We start from the raw sequence: 19,152 nt of genomic DNA on the forward strand, positions 1-19,152 counted from the left end.
CCGTCGGCTCCCGCTCCCGGCCCACGGCGGCGGGGGCGGCGTCGCGCCGGTCGTGCCCGCGGACGGGTCGAACTGCGGGCCGGGAGCGGGAGCCGACGGTGCGGAACCGGACGTATCGGGGTAACCGGGGTGCTGTGCAGGCGTGGTGGGGGCAGGGGCCGGCGCGGGAGGCGCCGCCTCCGCCTCGGGCGCCGCGCTCTGCGTGTACCAGGCAGGGGCGGCATAGTCGATGGTGAACTCGCCCGTCATCTCGGTGGCGGACTCCGCGTCGGACTGGTCGTCGCTGGGCGTGGTCCAGCCCGCGCGCAGCCCGTCCCGATCGCTCTGCACAATTCCTCCTGGTTGGTCGAGCACCCTCGTGCCGTGTGGGCACTCATGTGCCGGGCTGGGGGCGACCGTTCCTGTGGTCCGATCCGACTGAAGTCCCCTGGACGCGAACAACCCACCCGTGGGTTCCTACGTCGCACCCGCATCAAGCGTAAACGCCACAGGCGTCGGCGGGGCAGGCCCGTCCGCTGTGCGCTCGCACGCGACGGAACGGTGCCTGCCTCGATGTCGCCCTTGTGACGGTTGTCTGTCTCCTGGAGCCCGGGACGGTCGGCTCGGTCCCGGCCGGGGCCGGGACGCCGCGCCTGCTACGGCTGCTGCGCCCGCTCGGCCTGCCCGGTGGCGGGTCCTCCCTCGGCCGCTGCGGGCTCCAGGTCGAACTCGCCGTCGCGGGCGCCCAGTACGAAGGCCCGCCACTCCGCCTCCGTGTACCGCAGGACGGTGTCCGGGTCCAGGGAGGACCGCATGGCCACCGCGCCCCCGGGGAGGTAGGCGATCTCGACGCGCTCCTCGTGCTCCTCGGTGCCGGGCGCGCTGTGCCACTCGACACCGGAGATGTCCAGGCCGTACAACTCGTCCCGTTCCCGCTCTTTTCGCGCCTTTACGTCCGGGTCCGGAGTCTTTGCGGCGATATCGTCCGCGTCAGTCATGGTCGGCGGGCCCTTTCTCATGAGCGAACCTCGTGCAGCAGCACCCTACTTGGCCTGGGACCCCTCACACGGCGCAACGGTCCGGTCACGAACTCGCGCGAGGGGCCGCGACCTTGGCCGCGCCCCCGGCCCGCCCGTCAGTCCATGCGGCGGGGCGCCCCGAGCAGACCGGTCTCCGCGTCGGTGGGCTGCGTCATCACGTACTGCCGGTGCTTCTGCGTGCACCACAGGGCGACGTTGTCGGACAGGGACGGCAAGGACGCGGCGTCACCCTGGGGCAACCGCATGGACTTGCCCACCACTTCGGACTCCTGCGGGGAGATCCGCTGCACGCCGACGACGTCCGCGTTGGCCAGCAGCCGCGGCGCGGTGGGGCCGAGGTAGGGGAGCAGCGTCAGCACCGACTGCCAGGGCGCCGTGGTGAGACGGCTGCGCGGCGGACGGATGCCCAGGTCACGGATGATCAGCACCGGGCTGGCCGGGGACGGTCCCTGCGGGGCGATCCGCCCGACCTGGTGCACCGTCACGCACTGCTGGCCGCCGCCGGCCGCCTGCGCCATCGGCGCCCAGAGCTGCGGGCGGGCCGTCTCGACGGCCACGCGGGCACCGATCGCCGCCGCCCGCAGGGCGATGACCTGGGCCAGCCAGGTACCGCCCACCAGCACCATGTCCAGGCGGGTGGGACGGCACAGTCCCAGCACCGCGGGCCGGTTGTCGGGGTCGATGCCGAGGATCAGACCGTCGTCGCCGGCCGGCAGCGTGAGCTGTGCCAGTACGTCGGCGTCGACGAGGTGGCGCTCGCGCCGGGGACCGAGCAGACCGAAGGCCGCCCGCAGGCGCCGTTCGGGGCCCGGCCGGGCGGGCTCGGGGGAACGGGGCAGATGCCCGGGACGCTGGCCGGGGAATCCCGGGGTCGACGATCCGAAGCCGGAGCGGCCCGAGGGGCGCATGGTGGGAGTGGACATCAGCGGGTACCTCCCAGCGGCAGGGTGGCCAGGACTCCGGGCAACTGCTCACGGTCGAGCCGTACCAGACCGACCTTGAACGCGGCCGCGGCCCGCTCCAAGTGCTCGGTCGCCTCGCCCAGTTCGTTCTCGCCGCGGCCGGTCAGGCGGACGTGCCCGGACAGCGCCAGGACCTTGCCGCGCCGCCTGCTGATGGTGAGGGAGAAGGTGCTCGCCAGCGTGGGCGCGGAGGTCAGCGCGCCGATCAGCCGCGGGAACGCCGGTCCGCCGCCGCCCAACTGCGGCCACTTGGAGATCCAGTAAGTGGTGTGCAGCCGGTCGTCGCAGCGCCAGGTACGGGTGGTCTCGGCCGTACGGCGGCCCGAGCGGCTGCCGTCGAGGGCGGCACCGCCGGTGGTCGCCATCGGGTTGACGCAGCTCGACGTCGCGATGGCACCGCAGATGTCCGACTCGCTGAGCACCTTGGCCTGCATGCCGGCCCCCATGAGGCGGCTGGCCAACTGGTCGGCGACGCGCAGCAGCGCCCGCCGGGCACCCTGCATCCCGCCGCCGCGGGCCTCCACGGCCTCCGGGCACAGCTCCGGGTCGAGCTTGAGCGCGACCCAGGTGATGCGCAGCCCCGGCGTCATGCTCTGGGCCTGGAGCGGACCGTAGGAACGCACCGCCATGGCCTGCGGGGGCAGGTGCGGGGCGGGCGCGGGCTGGGTGTGCTGGACGATCTGGACCGAGGCGAGCCGGATGTCGTCCACCTCCAGCAGGCCCTGGATCAGATCGAGGGGGATGTCACCGGTGCCGTAGGAGGGGCGCAGGGGGGTGTCCGCGGCCTGCACCTGTACGAGCGCGGTGAGGAAGGTGCCGTCGCCGAGCATGCCGATCTCGCGCTGCTCGCGGTCCTGGAAGCTGTAGGTGCGCAGCGCCGGGTCGCACTCGACGGCCGGGGCGAAGCCGGGGTCGGTGCCGGGCGGTACGGGCTCGGCGTTGCGCTTGCGGCGGTCGCGGAGCGCGCGGGCGGTGCTGAACCATTCGGGCAGCGGACGGCCGCGTCGGCGCAGCAGTCCGGCCAGGACCAGCGGTACGGCGAGCACGATGCCGACGGTGAGACCGATGGGACGCAGCAGCCAGCCGATCAGCAGCACCGCGGCGGCCAGCTCGAAGCCGACGAGCTGCTGGACGCGGATGGGGCCGATGCTGCCGGGGCGCCGGGCGAGCGACGGCGAGGCAGGACTCGCGGGCCTCGGGGCCGAGGACGGCTGTGCCGGTTCCGGCACCTGCCCTGGCCCCTGGTTCTCCTGGGTACGACGGCTGCCGTTACGGCGCCGGGACCTGGTCGCAGTGCTCATCCCCCGGTACAACCCCTTTGCATTGTCTGGCCGCGACTCGAGCTGGCGGCGGATCACCGTACCCCGTACCGTACGGTGCGATCGTCACACGGCATAGTAGAGGCCCCTGCAGGAGCAAACGCCACGGAGTACCGGGCCGCCCTGGGGAGTTCCGCATTCGGCAGCAAAGCGAAATAACGGGGAGTTGACCCATCGATGGCGACACGTCGGGATGAGCTGAACGCTTACTCCTTCGCGCGCAGGCGCACGGTGGCGGCGTTTCTTCAGCCGTCTCCGCACGGTTCGGAAGAGGCCGCGCCGCGCCCCCTCAAGACGGTCCTGCCGAGTCTCGGGGTGGCGGCGCTGGTGCTCATCGGATTCGGCGCCTGGGGCATGCTCAGCCCGACCGCGCCGAAGGGCTGGGACGAACAGGGCAAGAACATCCTCGTCGGCAGCGAGTCGACGACGCGCTACGTGCTGGTGAAGACCAAGGGCGAGAACAAGCTCAGCCTGCACCCGGTCCTCAACCTGGCTTCCGCCAAGCTCCTGTTGAACGGCGAGAACCCCCAGGTCATGAAGATCAAGGAGTCGGTGCTCGACAACAGCAAGTACCCGATGGGCGCCACCGTCGGCATCCCCTTCGCCCCGGACCGGCTGCCCTCCGCGTCGGACGCGGAGACGGTCAAGACCTGGGCGCTGTGCCAGTCCCCGGGACAGGACGGGCAGCCGGTCAGCGCGACCTACGTGCTGGACAAGAGCGACTACAACAAACTCCTGCACAACAAGGGGGAGTTGAAGCAGGGCCAGGTCCTGTACGTCGAGGGCCCCAAGGACCCCACCTCCCTCAGCGGCAACGGCCCGCGGTACATGGTCACTGCGGACGGGAGCGCGTATCTGGTCGGCGGCACCGCGTGGCGGGTCGCCAGCAAGAACAAGCTCCAGGACATCGAGCGCGCGGTGTTCGGCGACGGGGTGCAGCCCCAGCGCGTCAGCCCGGACTTCCTCAAGACCCTGAACATCGCGGGGAACCTCGACTTCCCCAACATGGCGCAGGACGCCGGGGACGACGCGAACGTCGAGGGACTCGCGCCCAACCTCTCCAAGGTCGGCATGGTCCTCGTCGCCGACTCCGGTGCCGGCCAGCAGAAGTACGTCGTGCTGAAGGACAAGGTCCAGCCCGTCTCCGACTTCGCGGCCCAGATGTGGCTGCGCAGTCCCTTCATCAGCACCGTGTACGCGGGGCAGACCCCGACGCCGGTGAAGGTCGGCTTCAACGACATCCACCCGGACACCGGCCAGTGGATGGACGAGATGAACTGGCCCCAGGAGCCGGTGCGCCAGGCCAACACGCACTGGGAGCAGGGCGGCAACAAGATCTCGTGCAGCGTCTGGCACGGCGGTGCCAAGAACGAGCGGACCGGTCTGCCGCTGATGACGGTGTGGTCCGGCCAGGACTATCCGAAGGACCTCTCCCAGAGCGGTTCGCGGACCTACGTCTCGCCCGGCAGCGGCCTGCTCTTCAAGCGGCTCACGGGCGCCGACGCCGGTGGCGGCAGCACGTTCCTGGTCACCGACACCGGTCTGCGCTACTCGGTGCCGGCCCGCAACGACAGCGAGGTCACCGGCGGCGAGAAGGCCGACACCCAGCAGACCAACACCGCCCAGGTCAGGCTCGGTTACGGCAAGATCAAGCCGGTTCCGGTACCGGCGGAGTGGGCGGACCTGCTGGCGGCGGGACCGGAGCTGAGCAGTGGGAACGCGGAGCAGGCGCAGGGGTCGTAGACGGACGGCATCGCCGCTGCACAGCTGTACCGCATCACCGTTTTCATCGCCATAGGGGCTCTGCTCCGGCCGGTTCGGCCGGGGGAGGGCCCCTCGGGGTGTGTTCGGGTCTCCGGTGCCGGGTGCGGGTGCGGGTGCGGGTGCGGGTTGTCGAGTGCCGGTTGTCGAGTGCCGGGTGTCGGCGAGGCGGGGTTTCGCGGGAGTCCCGGACGTCGGCCGGGTGCCCCCGGCGATACCCCCGTTATGGATCACGCGCGTCGCGCGCGCGTAGCAAACAACTTGTGAAAAAGGTGAGTTGAGTTCATCGCGATCTTGCTACAGAACCCTTCGGATGTTCGTTCTGTCGGCGGATGCGACTAGAGTGGTGCCGGACCAGACTGGATACGCCTGCCGCCCCTCGGCGGTGGTGTTCCGGGTGTGGGTCTACCTAGAACTCCTACGTCTCATGGGGGACACAGCATGGCTGGACAGCAGTTCACCATGACCGAGGAGGAGATGGTTGCGTTCAGCGGCCAGATCTCCACGGTCAGCTCCTCGATTCAGTCCGAGATCCGCCGGCTGCAGACCGTGATCGACACGATCACGGGCGGCTGGAAGGGTTCGGCGGCCACCGCGTACAACAACCTGCAGAACCAGGTCAACCAGGATGCGACCAAGATCAACCAGATCCTGGGCGACATCAAGGAAGCGATCGACCAGAGCACCAAGGCCTACGCGGCGTCGGAAGAAGAGCAGCGCGCGTCCATCCAGAACATCGCTGCGCAGTCCCCGTTCGGATGATCGGTCCCGTGCGCTCCGGCGTGCGTGTCGCATGACTGATCATTCCCACAACTGAGGAGACAACAAAGACATGTCCGGGCAGATCCTTGTCAATTTCGCCACGATCTCCCAGGCCGCTCAGGACGTCCGCAGCACGGCGGGGAAGATCCGCCAGCAGCTCGACGACCTCGAGAGCGGCGTGAAGCGGATCTCCACGAGCTGGGAGGGCTCCGCGCAGGAGGCCTACCGCGCCAAGCAGGCCGAGTGGGACCAGCGCGCCGCCTCCATGCAGCAGACGCTGGAGGCCATCGCCAAGGCCCTCGACGGTGCCGCCCAGAACTACCAGGCGACCGAGTCGAAGAACGCCCAGATCTGGGGCGGCTGACGTGATCGCCTGATGGGGCGGGTGCGCTGTCGCGCACTCGCCCCATCGGCGGTTCACGAGGCGTATGGACTTATCCGCTCATAGCAGGTTCCTGCGCCTCGTACAGCAACAAAACGGGAGGACGTAACACAGTGGGATCCGGGGCATCGCGCGCCGCGCGTCGGAGCGCCGCAGGCACCGCCGCCGTGGCGGTTCTGGCCTGTGGGCTGCCCTTGGCGGGGGCCACACCGAGTACGACCGCCGAGCGCGTGCGGACCACCTTGGCCGACGACGACGTGCGCTTCCAGGTCGACGACACGAGCTGCTCGTTCCCGTCCGACATCATCAAGGGAACGCCCTGGTCGTTGCAGCGCGTGGTCCTGGACCAGCTCTGGCAGGACACCAAGGGCAAGGGCGTCAAGGTCGCCGTCATCGACACCGGTGTCGACACCGTCAACGCACAGCTCAAGGGCGGCGCCGTCGCCAACGGCAAGGATTTCCTGCACCCCGGCGGCAACGGCAGGACCGACAAGGTGGGGCACGGCACCAAGGTCGCGGGCATCATCGCGGCCAGGAAGCTCGACGGCACCGGATTCGTCGGCCTCGCCCCGGAAGCGACGATCATCCCGGTCCGTCAGAACGACGACCAGGGCAGTGGCAACGTCGGCACGATGATCAAGGCGATCAAGTACGCGGCCGACGCCGGCGCCAAGGTCATCAACATCTCGCAGGACACCGCCTCGAAGATGGACCCGACGGTCGACGCCGCCTTCCAGCAGGCCGTCAAGTACGCCCAGGAGAAGGACGCCCTGATCGTCGCGGCGGCGGGCAACGACGGCGCGGACGGCAAGGTCAAGGAGACCTACCCGGCGGCGTACCCGGGCGTGCTGGCGGTCGCGGCTTCCGACCGCAACAACGCCCGTGCCCCCTTCTCCCAGTCGGGCCCCTTCGTGGGCGTGGCGGCGCCGGGCATCGACATGGTCTCGACGGTCCCGGTCGGCGGCAACTGCGTCGACCAGGGCACGAGTTTCGCGGCTCCGTACGTGGCGGGTGTGGCGGCACTGATCCGTGCCAAGCACCCCGAGTGGAGCTACGAGCAGGTCATCACCCAGATCGAGCAGACGGCGGACCGGACCAAGGCGGGCCGCGACGACTTCGTGGGCTGGGGTGTCATCGACCCGGCCGCCGCGGTCAACGACGACATGACGACGCCCTCGGCCGACGGCCCGAAGCCGGACTCGGTCGGCCACGTGGGCGACTCCGCCGACGTCCAGGCCGCGACACTGGTCCTCGGCGAGTCCGAACAGCAGCGGACGGAACGGTACGCGCTGTACGTCCTGGCGGCGGGGTTCGCCCTGGTGCTGCTGCTGTTCGGCGGCGGCCGAGTCCTGAGCGACTGGCGGCGCAAGCAGGGTGTGGGTAACAACGTGGAGTCAACGGGGAGCTGAGCATCATGGCTGAGCAGTACAAGGTCGATCTGAGTGAGATCGAGGGGACGATCACCAAGCTCAACGGCGTCATCAGGGACATGACGACGTCCAAGTCGAGCTGCATGGGCAACACGTACCTGCCGCAGGGCGCGCTGGGTACGGGCTTCGGTGAGGCGAAGGCGCTGTACGACGCCCACGAAGCGATGAAGGAGCGTCTCTACGAGATCGTCGCGCACCTGGAAGACGTGCTGGACGACTTCGGAAAGAAGACGAAGAGGACGCATGACGCGTTCAGCGACGCTGAGGCGGAGAACTATGCGGCGTTCAACAGGAAGTAACGGGATGTCCTGCTACGTGGACCGCGTGCATCAGAGGGGGCTGTAGACATGGGCGACAAGGACGTCGACGACTTCGAGTACGTCGAGACGAATCAGTGCATCTCGGCCAAGCACACCACGCCGTTCGGGCTCAACTACGACATGGACCAGATGAAGGACATGGTCCGTGACGCCGACCCGGGCACCGTGAAGCGTGTAGCGGCGGCCTGGGAGGCCCTCAGCAAGGACCTGGTCGGGCCGGGCGGGATCAAGGAGAGCCTCGACGCGGCTGTCGAGCACGTCCTCGCCCACTGGGAAGGACAGAGCGCGGATCTGTTCAGGGCGCGGGCGCAGGTGATCGGCAAGAAGATCATCGACAGCTCCAAGTACGCCACGCACACCTCGACTTCGCTGAAGGGCGCCGCTGCGACGCTCGAGCAGATCAAGCCCGAGGTCATGGCGATGGAGAAGCCGGGCAAGGTCTCCAGCGCACTCGACTACATCGGCAACATGGGCGACCGCGACGACTCGGGCGCGAACAACGCCCTCAAGAGCGGCGCCGGCTCCCAGCAGGCCCTCGACGGCAACGCGGGCAGCCTCTCGGAGGGCCGCGAGGCGCAGCTCCGGATGGCTGCGAAGATGGAGACGCTGGGGGCGGCTTATAACAGCCGGGCTGCGGAGATGGGAACGTGGCAAAAGACGAGGCAGGTCAGTCAGGATGACGATTATCCGGGTGACCCGGGTGGCGTTGCACCGGCTCCTGTAGTTGTCCCGACTGGGAGCGAGACTCGAAGCCCCCAGCAGGTTGTTACAGGGACAGCTCGTACCGGCCAGGTCAATTCCATCAATTCGTCCAAGCCTGTGGCGCCGCCTTCGGGTATTACCGGTGGCGAGCACAAGCCCACCACCACGCTGCCTCAGGTCGGTACTGCAATTGATGGCATTTCTGGTGGCCGTGCCGGAGGTCCCACAATTGGTGGCACGGCGACGCCAGGCGGTGGGCCTGCTGGCGCGGGTGTTGGCGGCATTGGTAGTGGCGCTGGCTTCGTCGGTGGCGCTGTTGGCGGAGCGGCTGGAGCCGGTGCCGCTCGTGGTGCGATGGTCGGCCGCGCCGCCGCAGGTGCTGGCACTGGTGGAATGGCAGGCCGCGCCGGTGCCGGCGGCGTGGGCGGCGCGGGTGCTGCCAAGGGCGCAGCCGGGCGGGTCGGGGGAACCGCCCGTGGTGGCGTTGTCGGTGGCACACCCAAGTCCGGTGCGGGTGCTGGCAGAGGCACCGCCGGCGGCTCGGGCCTGCACAGCAGTCGCGGCGCCGCAGGAAAGGGAGCCAGCGCTGTTCGTAAGGGTGGCATTGCAGGTGCTCCCGGGTCACGCACTGGCCGCCGTAAGGAAGACGAGCAGCGCGAGGGCGAGCGTCCCGACTACCTGGTCGAAGACGAGGAGACCTGGACACCGCAGAGCAACGCCGCGCCCCGCGTCATCGAGTAGGCGCTCAGTGCTTACCAGCACGTGACAGGATGCGTGGGCGTGACCTCTTGGTCACGCCCACGTGTGGTATCGGGAGAGGAAAGACGGGATGGCCTTCACGCGAACAGCGCGTGCTCTGGGTGCTGTAGGTGTAACTGGTGTGTTGATCTTTGCAGCGGCTCCGATCGCCTCTGCGGACCAGACCAGACGCGACCAGTGGGCACTGGATGCACTTCAGGCCGATGCCGTCTGGAAAATCTCGAAGGGTAAAGGCGTAACCGTTGCTGTGATTGACAACGGCGTCAATGCTGAGCACCAGGATCTGAAAGGTAATGTACTCAAAGGCAAAGACTTTGTTGACGGTGATGATGATGCCTCACCGGAGGGAGAGAATCACGGAACCGAGATGGCATCTATTATCGCTGGTCATGGCCATGGAGCGGGCGAGTCCGACGGTGTAATGGGGTTGGCCCCGAGTGCTAAGATCCTTCCAATTCGAGTGAACCTCGATGATGGATCTGGCTTTGCCGATGAAATCCGCTACGCGGTTGATCGCGGAGCGAAAGTTATCAATATTTCCATGACGCTTGAGAGTACGCAGTATGAGAATAGCGCCTCGCCTGCGGACCTTGCGGCAATCGATTACGCACTTAATAAAGACGTGTTGATTGTAGCGGGAGCGGGAAATGACGGTATTGGACCCGATCTACCATTTCCCGCAAATGCGCCAGGTGTAATGGCTGTCGGTGGTGTGGACAAGTCTGGCGAGTACTGGACGAAATCGAACTACGGTCCCGAGATCATGGTGACTGCTCCTGCAACACGTATCGTGGGGGCTGGCTCGCCGGGAAATCGCCTGCGCATCGGGGACGGAACTTCAAACTCGACCGCATTCGTTTCCGCCTCGGCAGCGTTGCTGAGGTCTAAGTATCCGCACCTGACGGCTGGCCAGATCGCGAATCGGCTCGTCAAGACTGCCGTCCTTCCTTCATCTGCTGAGGGCCTTTCACTTCCTGACGAGAAATATGGCTATGGAGCCATTCATCCGCTCTCCGCGCTTACGGAGGACATCCCTGCGGGTCCAAAGTACGGACCGCTCAAAGTTCCAGCGGCCGGGTCTGCAGACCCATCCGCTGCCGCAACTGTTGGCACGTCCGGCGCTGATGACTCTGCAGAACAGGAGAAGGCAGACCAGAAGCAAATGATCTTCTTTGCTGTCCTCGGCGTCATCGCTCTGGCAGTGATCGGCCTCATCGTTCTCCTGATCGTGAAGCTGTCCCGGCGCAACAAGAACAAGAACGGCGGCCCTGGTGGTCCCGCGGCCTATCCGCAGTATGGCCAGCAGCCTGCCCCGCCTCAGCAGAACCCGTACCAGCAGCAGATCGCGCCTCAGCAGAACCCATACCAGCAGCAGCCCACCCCGCCCCAGTCGCAGTGGCCGCCGCAGCAGTAACGGCAGGTTCGGTCGCGTGCGGATGCTGATCCGCTGACGGGGAGTTCGTCACCTGTCACGTGGCGACCACTGGCGAGCCGTACCTCATCAAGCAGGACAGCACCCGGGCGCGAAGGTGCCGTCCCGAGCGGTTGTGACGGCACCCGACCCCCGAACCGCAGTGAGCGGCCGACGGCCCGACTGGCAGACGCTCGTCGGGCCGTTCGCATGTGCGTTTCTCCAGCCCGTTCCGAGCCCGTTCCCAGAGTCCGTTCGCAGCCTGTTCCCGACGCGTCCCCTGCAAGTCCTCCGGGACGTCCCACAGAGCGGCCCACAGTGGGTTCCGGCAAGGAAGATCCGGTATCTTCGGCCTGCTGATTGGCATGTCCGTGCCTAGGTCGCCGAGCGCAGGGCCAGGCGGTGTGGGCACCTCACGTCGTACGGATGCAACGCAACCCGCGGCCGAGTGAGCGCACCGGGCATGTTCACCACTTTCACAACGGGGATGGGACAAGGGATGAGCACTCCCTTCGATGCGCCGCAGCGCAGCGGATCCACTCGGACGCGGCTGAACTCCGTGCCCGCGGAAGGCGGCGGAGGCGGAGGCGGTGGCGGTGGCGGTGGTACCAATGTCGACACCCAGCGCCTCGACGAGGCCGCCAACGCTCTCGTCGAGCTGCGCGGTGACACCGAGAACGTCGACAACGGTGCCGACGACGACTGCCTCAGCGCCTCCCGCGGGCTGAACAGGCACAGCGCCGGCGGCATGGCCGAGGCGGGCTCCTGGGCCACCGCCGGCTCCCTGGTGACGATGGACGTCCGCTGGGGTTCCCAGGTCATCAACCTCAAGCGCCTGCTCCAGGACATCAGCGACAAGCTCCACACCACCACCGGTCATTACACCCGCACCGAGCAGGAGGAACAGGCCCGGCAGCGCTCGATCAGCACGCCCTTCGGGTGAGTTGGGCCGCCTGGACGTCGCCGTCGTAGCGTCGCGCCCGGGCGAGCCGTCGAGCCGTACCGGAACCCCCTCACAAGGAGCAGTCGCACATGGTGTCCATCCCCTACCTCGACAAGGCCGACCTCGGCCCGCTGGCCGACGCCGCGGCGTCCTGGAAGGCACTGCCCGCCAAGTACGAGGCATTGCAGCGGGAGTTCGAGCAGCGGGTCGTCAACCACCTCAAGGGCCACTGGGAGGGGGACGCGGCCGACGCGGCGTTCACCACCATGGGCAAGGCCCGCACGGAGTACGAGAACGCCGCCACCGAAGCCGAGCGCATCGCCAAGCTGCTGCTCGACGCGCACGGCGAGTTCTCCGCCGCCCAGAAGCAGTTGCACGCGCTGCTCGACGAGGCTCGCAACGACCACTACAAGGTCTACGACGACGGCCGCGTCGAGGACGTCGACCCGCGACAGGACAGCCCGACCGCCTCCGCGTCGCCGGGCCTCGCCGAGGAACGCAAGAAGAAGCTGGACTCGCTCGTCTCCCGGCTGACGCGTGTCCTGGAGGTGGCCACCGCCGCTGACGAGGCGGCGAGTTCGGCCCTGGAGCGCGACGCGAACGGTGGCGACAGCCAGTCCTTCAACACCAGCGTCTACACCAGTCTCGATTCCGTCGAGGCCGACCAGGCGTCCGCGCTGATGAACAAGAAGGAACGACTCTCCGACGCCGAGATCACCAAGCTCAACCTGCTTCTCTCCGCCAACAAGAACGACCCTGAGTTCTCAAGGGAGTTCGCGGTCAAGACCGGTGGCGAGAACATGCTGAGCAAGTACAACGAGCTCATGAGCCCGCCGGCCGGCACCAGCCTCTCCAAGGCACAGTTGGCGCAACTCAAGGAGCTCAAGGCCAACTTGGGCACCACCATCGGCACGGCGACCACGTCGGACGATCACCGCAAGGGCGGACCCGACCCGGAGATCACCAAGTTCCAGAACGACCTCCTCGAGGCCGGCCGGCGTGACTTCAACGCCAACCCAACCGAGTCGCCGTACGGCCTCAGCGGCTACCAGCTCACCAGCAGCCTGATGAGCGAGGGCAAGTGGGACAAGGACTTCCTCCAGGACTACGGCGACGCGCTGATCACCGCGGAGAAGAACGGCGCCAACGCCGGGCAGAACCCGGACGCCTACTGGGGGTATCCGCGGACGCTGGGGTCGACCAACATCGGGGCGCTGGACCCGATGGCCGGCTTCATGGACGCTCTGGGGCACAATCCTGACGCCTCGACCGAGTTCCTCACTTCCGATGCCACCATCGACGGTGAGAAAGTGGATCACCTGGACTACCTGCTGAAGGACAGACACTGGCCGGAGGGCGCGGGCTACACGGGCGACTCCGCGAACCCCAGCGGCTACAACAACCTGGGCCACGCCATGGAATCCGCCACCTCGGGTCGTCCCTTCGACAGCGACGGAGCGCCGGTGAAGCACACCACCGAGCGTGCGGCGCTGATGAACGAACTCGTCAACACCATTGGCGGTGACCCCGGTCTGATCAGCGGCTCCCCGCGGGACGAGATGCGGGACAGCCTGGGCAACATGACGGCCGAGTACATGGCCGACGTCCAAGCCGCGTTCGGGAATGAGCAGGGCACGATCAAGCCCTTCGGAGAACCCGTCAATCCTCCTAAGGGATTCGAGACCGGCACTCTCGTGCCCTTTCTCGCGAACGTCGGGCGCGACCCGGACGCCTACGTGGCTATCAGCGAGGCCTCGCAGGCCAACACCGCCATCTGGATGCAGGAGGTGGCGAAGCAACACCCCGGCTACGACGAGATGACGCCCGCGATGGAGAACGTGGCGCATCCGGGAGGCATTGTGGCCGGGATCCTCAGCGACGCCCGCGATCAGGCGATCTTCGAGGAGCACTCGGCGTCCGACAAGGACTTCAACGATGCCGTGGCGACCGGCGACAAGTGGGCCGGGCGGGGCCTCGGCATGGCGGTCGGCGCGGCGACGGGGACAGCGGCTCCGATCGTCGGAACCATCGCGGGCTGGGCCGTCGAGGACATCCAGGCCATGGTGGTGGCCCAGGTCCAGCAGGACACCACCGACGAGGCCCAGAAAGAGGCGTACACCAGGTACGCGGAAGGAAGGGCTGCCGTGCGGGACTCCACTGCGGATTCGCTCCGCGAAGCCATCAGGAACGCGGGGGTGGACATGTCCCCTCAGAAGCTCGACACACTGGCCGAGTCCGCGGCACGGGCGGCGGACGACGGACACACCACGGGAGCGACCTGGAACTCCTCCGGGAGCGGGCGGTGATGTCGACAGTGATGAATCCTCGTGGGCCGGGCGCTGCCCGTGGACTTCGGCAGCGTCTCGGAGCGCTGGCCGCCGTCACCGCGGCGGTGTTGTTCTCGGCCGGCTGCGGTGGCCAGGGTGGCGACGGAGTGGACCACCGCAGCACCTCAGTGTGCGACGGCACTCTCAAAGGGCAGGTCTTCGCGACGCTGGTCGGTGACGACGGCGTCGTCTCGGAGAAGACCAGCAAGTTCTCGCCCACGAAATGGACGGCTGCCGGGAGGTGCGAGCTCTACGGGAAGGAGGACTCCGTCCGGATCGACTACCTCTGGCACTCGGACGACCTCGACGACCTCGACAGGTACCGATCGCCCAATGCCTCCACCGTCAAGTCGTTCAAGGTCGACTCGGCGGTCGGTTACGTGGAGAAGAACCGTGCGTTCGTCGCCATCCCCTGCGCCTTCGCGGGGCGGTCCGAGAGCAAGCACGAACTGCTCGAAGTCGAGGTGGCGAACATGCCGCCGAGCCGGACCCTCGACAGCGGGCAGCGCGAGACGTTCGCCTCCGCCGCGACCATCGCTGCGCGGTACATCGGCGGCGACGTGTTCAAGTGCGCCGCGATGCACCCCGCGGAGAGCACCCCTTCGAGCAGTGCGTCGCCGTGAGTGACCAGGGGAGGTAGGCCTGCTCGGTGAGGGGAGGCCGCGGCTTGTCGGATCCGCGGTGACACTGGCCGTGCCGGGGCCGGGTGCTGTGACTTCGCAGGCATCGACATCGCCGTCGAGACCGCGGTCGGCGCTGACAACGCGTACGGCGCTCACCAGGACGACGGAAGTGACCGCGTCGGTGCTCCTCAGGTGCAAGAACTGGTCACCGAACGAACCGCATCTGCGACGACGCCCGGACTGTGCAGGCTGGTGCCGCCACCGGGACCTGCCTGGGGATGACTTGGCGGTGACAATGCGCGAGACCGCCGCCGCGAGACGGTGGAGGAGCGCATCTCCTGGTGGGAGATCTGCGGCTCGTCGCCGCATACGGCACCTTCGGCGACGCGTCCGCAGCAGTCGCCAATGCCAAAGTTCGGTGGACGTCGGCCACGTGCCAGTGTTCCTTGGGTGTCGGCTACTACCACGCTTCGCCGACGCCGGAAGCGACCGCGAGGCCTGTTGCATGGCGGCGTCCAAGGCAGTGGGCGAAGCGGGGACTCCAGCTGCCACCGACGGGCCCCGGGCCCCAGCCTGCCGTCGACCTCGGAGATCACTGCCCGCATGCCAGGCGGCCGAGTTGACCGCGTCCCCCCATCGTGTGCCACTACGTGACTCTTCGAGCCGTGTGCGGTTGCGGAAGTGCACGTCAAAGGTCGTCGAGGGATGGGTGTTGGAGCGGCGCATGACTGGTGACTTCTACCTGGATCCGCAGGAACTGGCGCAACTGGCAAGCTCGTTCGAGACTCGGGCCTACGACCTGGCGAGTGCGGTCAGGGCATTTGAGCGGAGCACGGGGGCGGAGCAGATCCACGACGGGTTCGGGCTTCTCACGGAGTCCGAAGAGGTCACGTCGGCCTACATCGACCTGGCTTCGGGGATGGTCGAGGCGCTGGGGCAGCTGGCGCGGCAGTTCGAGTCGGTGAGCCACAGCGTCCAGGGCAACGCGAGGAACTCCGCAGTGGCGGACGAGGCTCTCGCCGGACTGTTCAGGGGTGGCCGGAGTTGAGCGAGGAGAGCGTCGCCGAGAAGGTCTACGAAGCCGGGATCGAGGTGGTGAATCCCGGTGGCCGTCCCGATGTGCTGCGTGCCGCGGCCAAGGGGTGGCGCACGATGGGGGAGGAACTGCAAGAGGCGTACGGGGGGCTCGACCGGAAGGTCCGGAGCGTACTCGGTGAGCACTGGCGCGGGGAGTCCGCCGAGGCGTTCCGGGAGTACTGGGAGAAGGTCGGGCGCGCGGTCGAGGAGACCGTGCCGCTTTTCGAGCAGGCGGCGAGAGGGCTCGAGGAGGCTGCCGACAACATCGAGCAGATCAACGACGAGATCCATCAGATCTACCTCGAGATCGGCGTCTCCATCGCGGCGTCCGTCGCGCTCTCCTTCGTCACGGTCGGGTTCTCGGCGGCTGCTGGAGCGGCGAATGCGGTGCGGCTGGGGACGCAGGCTGCGGAGGCGGCCACGAGACTGGGACGGTTGCTGGCGGCGGCCGCCCGCGCGTTCCAGACCATCCGTACGACGGTGAGGGACCGTGCGTGGCTGAAGGTGGGTGTCGAGTTGGCCGTCCAGTGGGCTGCCGGCACCGGGACCGGAATTGTGACGAACCTGGCCACCGGCGATGACGCCGACTTCAAGGGCAACGCGCTCAACGGCGTCGTAGGAGCCGTCGGCGGCAAGCTGGTCGCGGGGCGCCTGGCTGCACAACTCGGCGGAGGCGTGATCGGCAACGCAGTGGACGGGGTGGCCCTGGGCGCCCTCTCCTCCGTCGCCGGTGACACCGCCAACAACCTGCGCAGCGGAGGTCGGTTCGACGGCTCGCAGATGGCGCTCGGAGCGGTTGCCGGAGGGCTCGCCGGGGGAGCGGGGAGCACAGCCGTGCACCGGGCTACGGACGGGCGGACTCTCTCGGCGGCGCGAAACCTGGCGGGCGATGTGGCCACCAACGTTCCCGTCGGATTCGCTCTCGGTGCGGGCGGCAACCTGTCCAAGCACGGTGACGCGGCGGTCAACGGGGATCCCGACGCGGACGAGAAGGCGGACCGACCCGGTGCGGCCGCCGACGCGCGCAAGGAAGCACGTGGGGATGCGAAAGCCTTGCGGGACCGGCCTGATCCGCAGCGGTTCGGAGCGTTCGGATGAACGACGAGTGGCCCCTGGACGAGGCTGTGAACCTGAAAAAAGCTGTGAGCTCGGACAGGGCCGTGCACTTGGAGGAAGCCGTGAACGACGGCGGAACCTATCCACGTTGCGGAAGGTTCGTCACCGTGGCCGTCCCGCTCGCTCTCGTGACGCTGACCGCCACAAGGCTGTTCCTTGGTGCCTCATTGGTGCACACGGCCGTCCTGTGGTGCTCACTGGCCCTTCTCGCCACTTCCCTGGCCATCTGGGTGGTCGCGGTGCTGCGCGACGGCGATCGGGCCCGGACCGAGGTCTACGGCCGGGCGGTACGAACCGCCTCACTCTCACCGGGACTTGGCGAGGGAAGCGTCCCAGGGCGGTTGAGCGGCACGCGATGGCTGACCGTCCGTTACGGCGGGGCGGTCGTCACCACCTTCACGCTGATCGCCCTGTGGGTGACGCTCGCAGCCTCGGACGCGCTGGGTACAGGCACGAGTGCGGTGCTGGCCCGAAAGGGGGCGGTGATCGAGCAGCGTCCCATCGTGAAGATCGAGAACCAGGAGTCGGGCAGAAGCCACCGCTCCTCCGCCACGGCCGACTACACCGTCCTCCTTCCCCGGTCGGACGGAGGGAACAGCGTGCCCACGACCTTTCGGGCGCACACCCGCCGACGCCAGGGAATCGGCAGCGAGCTCTACGTGGCGTCCGTACCGGGGAAGCCGGAACTCGGTGCCATCGGTGACGATCGGCTCGCCGAGCTGGAACGCCAACTCGACGGGCAAGCGGTGGAGTTCGAGAGTGCCATGGTGATCGGGGCCTTGTGGCTGCTGGCGACCGTCGCCGCGACCATGGGTTGGTGCCTGACCGAGAGCATCCGGCGCCCTGCCCGCGGGGTCACCCCCGACTGGCGCACTGTACGAGTCACCGTCACCGGCACCGGACAGCACACCGAAGCACCCTTGCCCGGAAGCCCCGAGGCCGCCGATGAGAAGAAGCGCCGCGAGAACACCCGCAGGCTGCAGTGCCTGGTTCTGGAGTGTGGCGGTCGAAAGATCCCCTTCCACTCCCAGATGGGAATCGAAGCAGCCGGGGAAGTGCTCTCCGGCACGCGGGGCCGGCTGCTCTGGCATCCCCGCTGGCGTCGAGGCCGTGACGTACTCGCCGAGCTGGTGGCTGACGAGGGTTGGCAGCTGCCGGGCGCGGTTCCGGTGCGGGTGGCCGAGGAGGTCGTAGCGGAAGGGCTCACCGAAGCCGCGCAACCGGATCCCGAACGGCGGGTCGGGCTGCTGGATCTCGGAGCGGGTTGGCTGGTGACCGCGTCACTGCCGGCGGTCGTGGGGTTCGCGGTGGCCTTCGGCTGCCTCGCCACCCTGCTGCTCGTCCCGGACGGCGGTGCCTGGCGTTGGTGGACCGCCGCGGCGGGCGTGCTCGCTCCGGGGGTCGGCTTCACCGTGCAGGCGACGGCGAGGATGGACCCCGAGACGGCGGCCCAGCAACTTCAAGGTTCCGCGTGAACATGGCGTCCCGGCTCAGGGCGACGGAGGCAGCCTTGCATGGAGGCGCCGACGCACTCACGCCAGCCGCCGGGGGCCTCACTGCTCCCAAACCAAATCCAACCTCACCCGCAGGCCGTGCATCCCCGCCCCGTCCCCCACAACCAGCAGCCCCTCGTGGGTCAGTGCGAGGGCGTCGCAGTCGCGGAGCCACGGCAGTACCCGTGCCCTGCCCGTGAGCACGTGCCACAGATGCAGCTCGCCGTCGTTCCAGGCCACGGCGAGCACCGGGCCGGCCGGGGTGTCCGCCGCGGCGAGGGCGGTGACCAGGGCGTCGCGCTGCTGCACCGGTACCGGCATCGGCTCCGGGGAGGCCGTCTCCCACAGCCGTACCGCGCCGTCCGTACCGGCGCTGAAGGTGAGGGGCAGCCCGTCGGCGGTGTCGACGCAGGTGACGGCCGTGACCCGCTGTTCGTGCACCCGGCAGGAGCGCGGGACGTCCTGATACTCGCCCAGGGACCACACATGCACCGTGCCGCCCTGGTCGCCGACGACCGCGTACGGCCTCCCCGTGCCGCCGCCGCTGCCCAGCGCGGTGACCACCGACTCCTCCCCGGCGAGCGCGGCCGAACCGTGGTGCTCGGCGATGCGCTCGAGCGCGAACGCGGTGGTCGGGTCGTCCTCGGTCACGAGCGGCAGCAGTGCGTCGGAACGGTCGAGCAGCAGCGCCGAGCGGGCGTCTCGCGGGGCGACGGAGCGCGGGCGTGCGGGGACGGGGGTGGCGG

The 19,152-nt window shown here is 68.3% G+C and carries 17 protein-coding genes and 1 pseudogene; 13 read left to right on the forward strand and 5 right to left on the reverse strand.

Annotated elements, in window-relative coordinates; all coding sequences use genetic code 11:
* The 4 genes from AOJ26_RS43555 to eccE form a co-directional block, all read right to left on the reverse strand.
* Positions 1-330: SCO5717 family growth-regulating ATPase (locus tag AOJ26_RS43555; protein WP_256979486.1), on the reverse strand; the 330-nt coding region annotated here is incomplete at its 3' end.
* A gap of 305 nt (positions 331-635) precedes the next feature.
* Entirely contained in the window at positions 636-977 is a 342-nt protein-coding gene (locus AOJ26_RS23430; protein ID WP_053850317.1) for a DUF397 domain-containing protein, read from the reverse strand.
* Between the two features lie 137 nt (positions 978-1,114).
* Complete coding sequence (locus AOJ26_RS23435; protein WP_053850318.1) at positions 1,115-1,942, reverse strand: hypothetical protein; 828 nt, start codon at positions 1,940-1,942, stop codon at positions 1,115-1,117.
* On the reverse strand, positions 1,942-3,282 hold the full coding sequence (gene eccE, locus AOJ26_RS23440; RefSeq protein ID WP_373413172.1) for a type VII secretion protein EccE: 1,341 nt from the start codon (positions 3,280-3,282) through the stop codon (positions 1,942-1,944). Before eccE ends, AOJ26_RS23435 begins: the two co-directional genes overlap by 1 nt.
* 195 nt (positions 3,283-3,477) lie before the next feature.
* On the opposite strand from eccE, the gene eccB reads away from it, so the two are divergent.
* The 13 genes from eccB to AOJ26_RS23505 all read left to right on the forward strand — a co-directional run bounded on the left by eccB (position 3,478) and on the right by AOJ26_RS23505 (position 18,388).
* On the forward strand, positions 3,478-5,043 hold the full coding sequence (gene eccB, locus AOJ26_RS23445; RefSeq protein ID WP_053850320.1) for a type VII secretion protein EccB: 1,566 nt from the start codon (positions 3,478-3,480) through the stop codon (positions 5,041-5,043).
* A gap of 459 nt (positions 5,044-5,502) precedes the next feature.
* On the forward strand, positions 5,503-5,823 hold the full coding sequence (locus AOJ26_RS23450; RefSeq protein WP_053850321.1) for a WXG100 family type VII secretion target: 321 nt from the start codon (positions 5,503-5,505) through the stop codon (positions 5,821-5,823).
* 70 nt (positions 5,824-5,893) lie between these two features.
* Positions 5,894-6,187 carry a WXG100 family type VII secretion target gene (locus AOJ26_RS23455; protein WP_053850322.1) on the forward strand — a complete coding sequence of 98 codons (294 nt, stop codon included), beginning with the start codon at positions 5,894-5,896 and terminating at the stop codon, positions 6,185-6,187.
* A 185-nt stretch (positions 6,188-6,372) separates the two neighbouring features.
* Positions 6,373-7,614 (forward strand): type VII secretion-associated serine protease mycosin, encoded by a 1,242-nt coding sequence (gene mycP, locus AOJ26_RS23460; RefSeq protein WP_078960003.1) that lies wholly within the window; start codon positions 6,373-6,375, stop codon positions 7,612-7,614.
* A 5-nt stretch (positions 7,615-7,619) separates the two neighbouring features.
* Positions 7,620-7,934: a WXG100 family type VII secretion target gene (locus tag AOJ26_RS23465; RefSeq protein ID WP_020122655.1), complete on the forward strand. Its 315-nt coding sequence runs from the start codon at positions 7,620-7,622 to the stop codon at positions 7,932-7,934.
* A 48-nt stretch (positions 7,935-7,982) separates the two neighbouring features.
* Positions 7,983-9,398 (forward strand): WXG100 family type VII secretion target, encoded by a 1,416-nt coding sequence (locus tag AOJ26_RS23470; RefSeq protein ID WP_053850323.1) that lies wholly within the window; start codon positions 7,983-7,985, stop codon positions 9,396-9,398.
* Between the two features lie 88 nt (positions 9,399-9,486).
* Positions 9,487-10,830, forward strand: coding sequence for a type VII secretion-associated serine protease mycosin (gene mycP, locus AOJ26_RS23475; protein ID WP_078960004.1), 1,344 nt, complete (start codon positions 9,487-9,489; stop codon positions 10,828-10,830).
* Positions 10,831-11,326: 496 nt separating this feature from the next.
* The gene (locus tag AOJ26_RS23480) at positions 11,327-11,770 is read left to right on the forward strand and encodes a hypothetical protein (protein WP_234358654.1); all 444 of its coding nucleotides are present in this window, start codon (positions 11,327-11,329) and stop codon (positions 11,768-11,770) included.
* A gap of 89 nt (positions 11,771-11,859) precedes the next feature.
* Positions 11,860-14,076 carry a DUF6571 family protein gene (locus AOJ26_RS23485; protein WP_053850324.1) on the forward strand — a complete coding sequence of 739 codons (2,217 nt, stop codon included), beginning with the start codon at positions 11,860-11,862 and terminating at the stop codon, positions 14,074-14,076.
* Between the two features lie 128 nt (positions 14,077-14,204).
* Positions 14,205-14,720, forward strand: coding sequence for a hypothetical protein (locus tag AOJ26_RS23490; RefSeq protein WP_234358655.1), 516 nt, complete (start codon positions 14,205-14,207; stop codon positions 14,718-14,720).
* Positions 14,721-15,444: 724 nt separating this feature from the next.
* Positions 15,445-15,768 carry a hypothetical protein gene (locus tag AOJ26_RS23495; RefSeq protein ID WP_053850325.1) on the forward strand — a complete coding sequence of 108 codons (324 nt, stop codon included), beginning with the start codon at positions 15,445-15,447 and terminating at the stop codon, positions 15,766-15,768.
* Positions 15,765-16,895 (forward strand): WXG100 family type VII secretion target, encoded by a 1,131-nt coding sequence (locus AOJ26_RS23500; RefSeq protein ID WP_053850326.1) that lies wholly within the window; start codon positions 15,765-15,767, stop codon positions 16,893-16,895. Before AOJ26_RS23495 ends, AOJ26_RS23500 begins: the two co-directional genes overlap by 4 nt.
* Positions 16,892-18,388: a hypothetical protein gene (locus tag AOJ26_RS23505; RefSeq protein ID WP_234358656.1), complete on the forward strand. Its 1,497-nt coding sequence runs from the start codon at positions 16,892-16,894 to the stop codon at positions 18,386-18,388. Before AOJ26_RS23500 ends, AOJ26_RS23505 begins: the two co-directional genes overlap by 4 nt.
* A gap of 78 nt (positions 18,389-18,466) precedes the next feature.
* Here AOJ26_RS23505 and AOJ26_RS23510 read toward each other — a convergent pair.
* Positions 18,467-19,152, reverse strand: a pseudogene (locus AOJ26_RS23510) (hypothetical protein); the annotation flags it as partial.

The sequence above is a fragment of the Streptomyces sp. NRRL B-24085 genome (assembly GCF_001282115.1).
Taxonomy (GTDB): Bacteria; Actinomycetota; Actinomycetes; order Streptomycetales; family Streptomycetaceae; genus Streptomyces.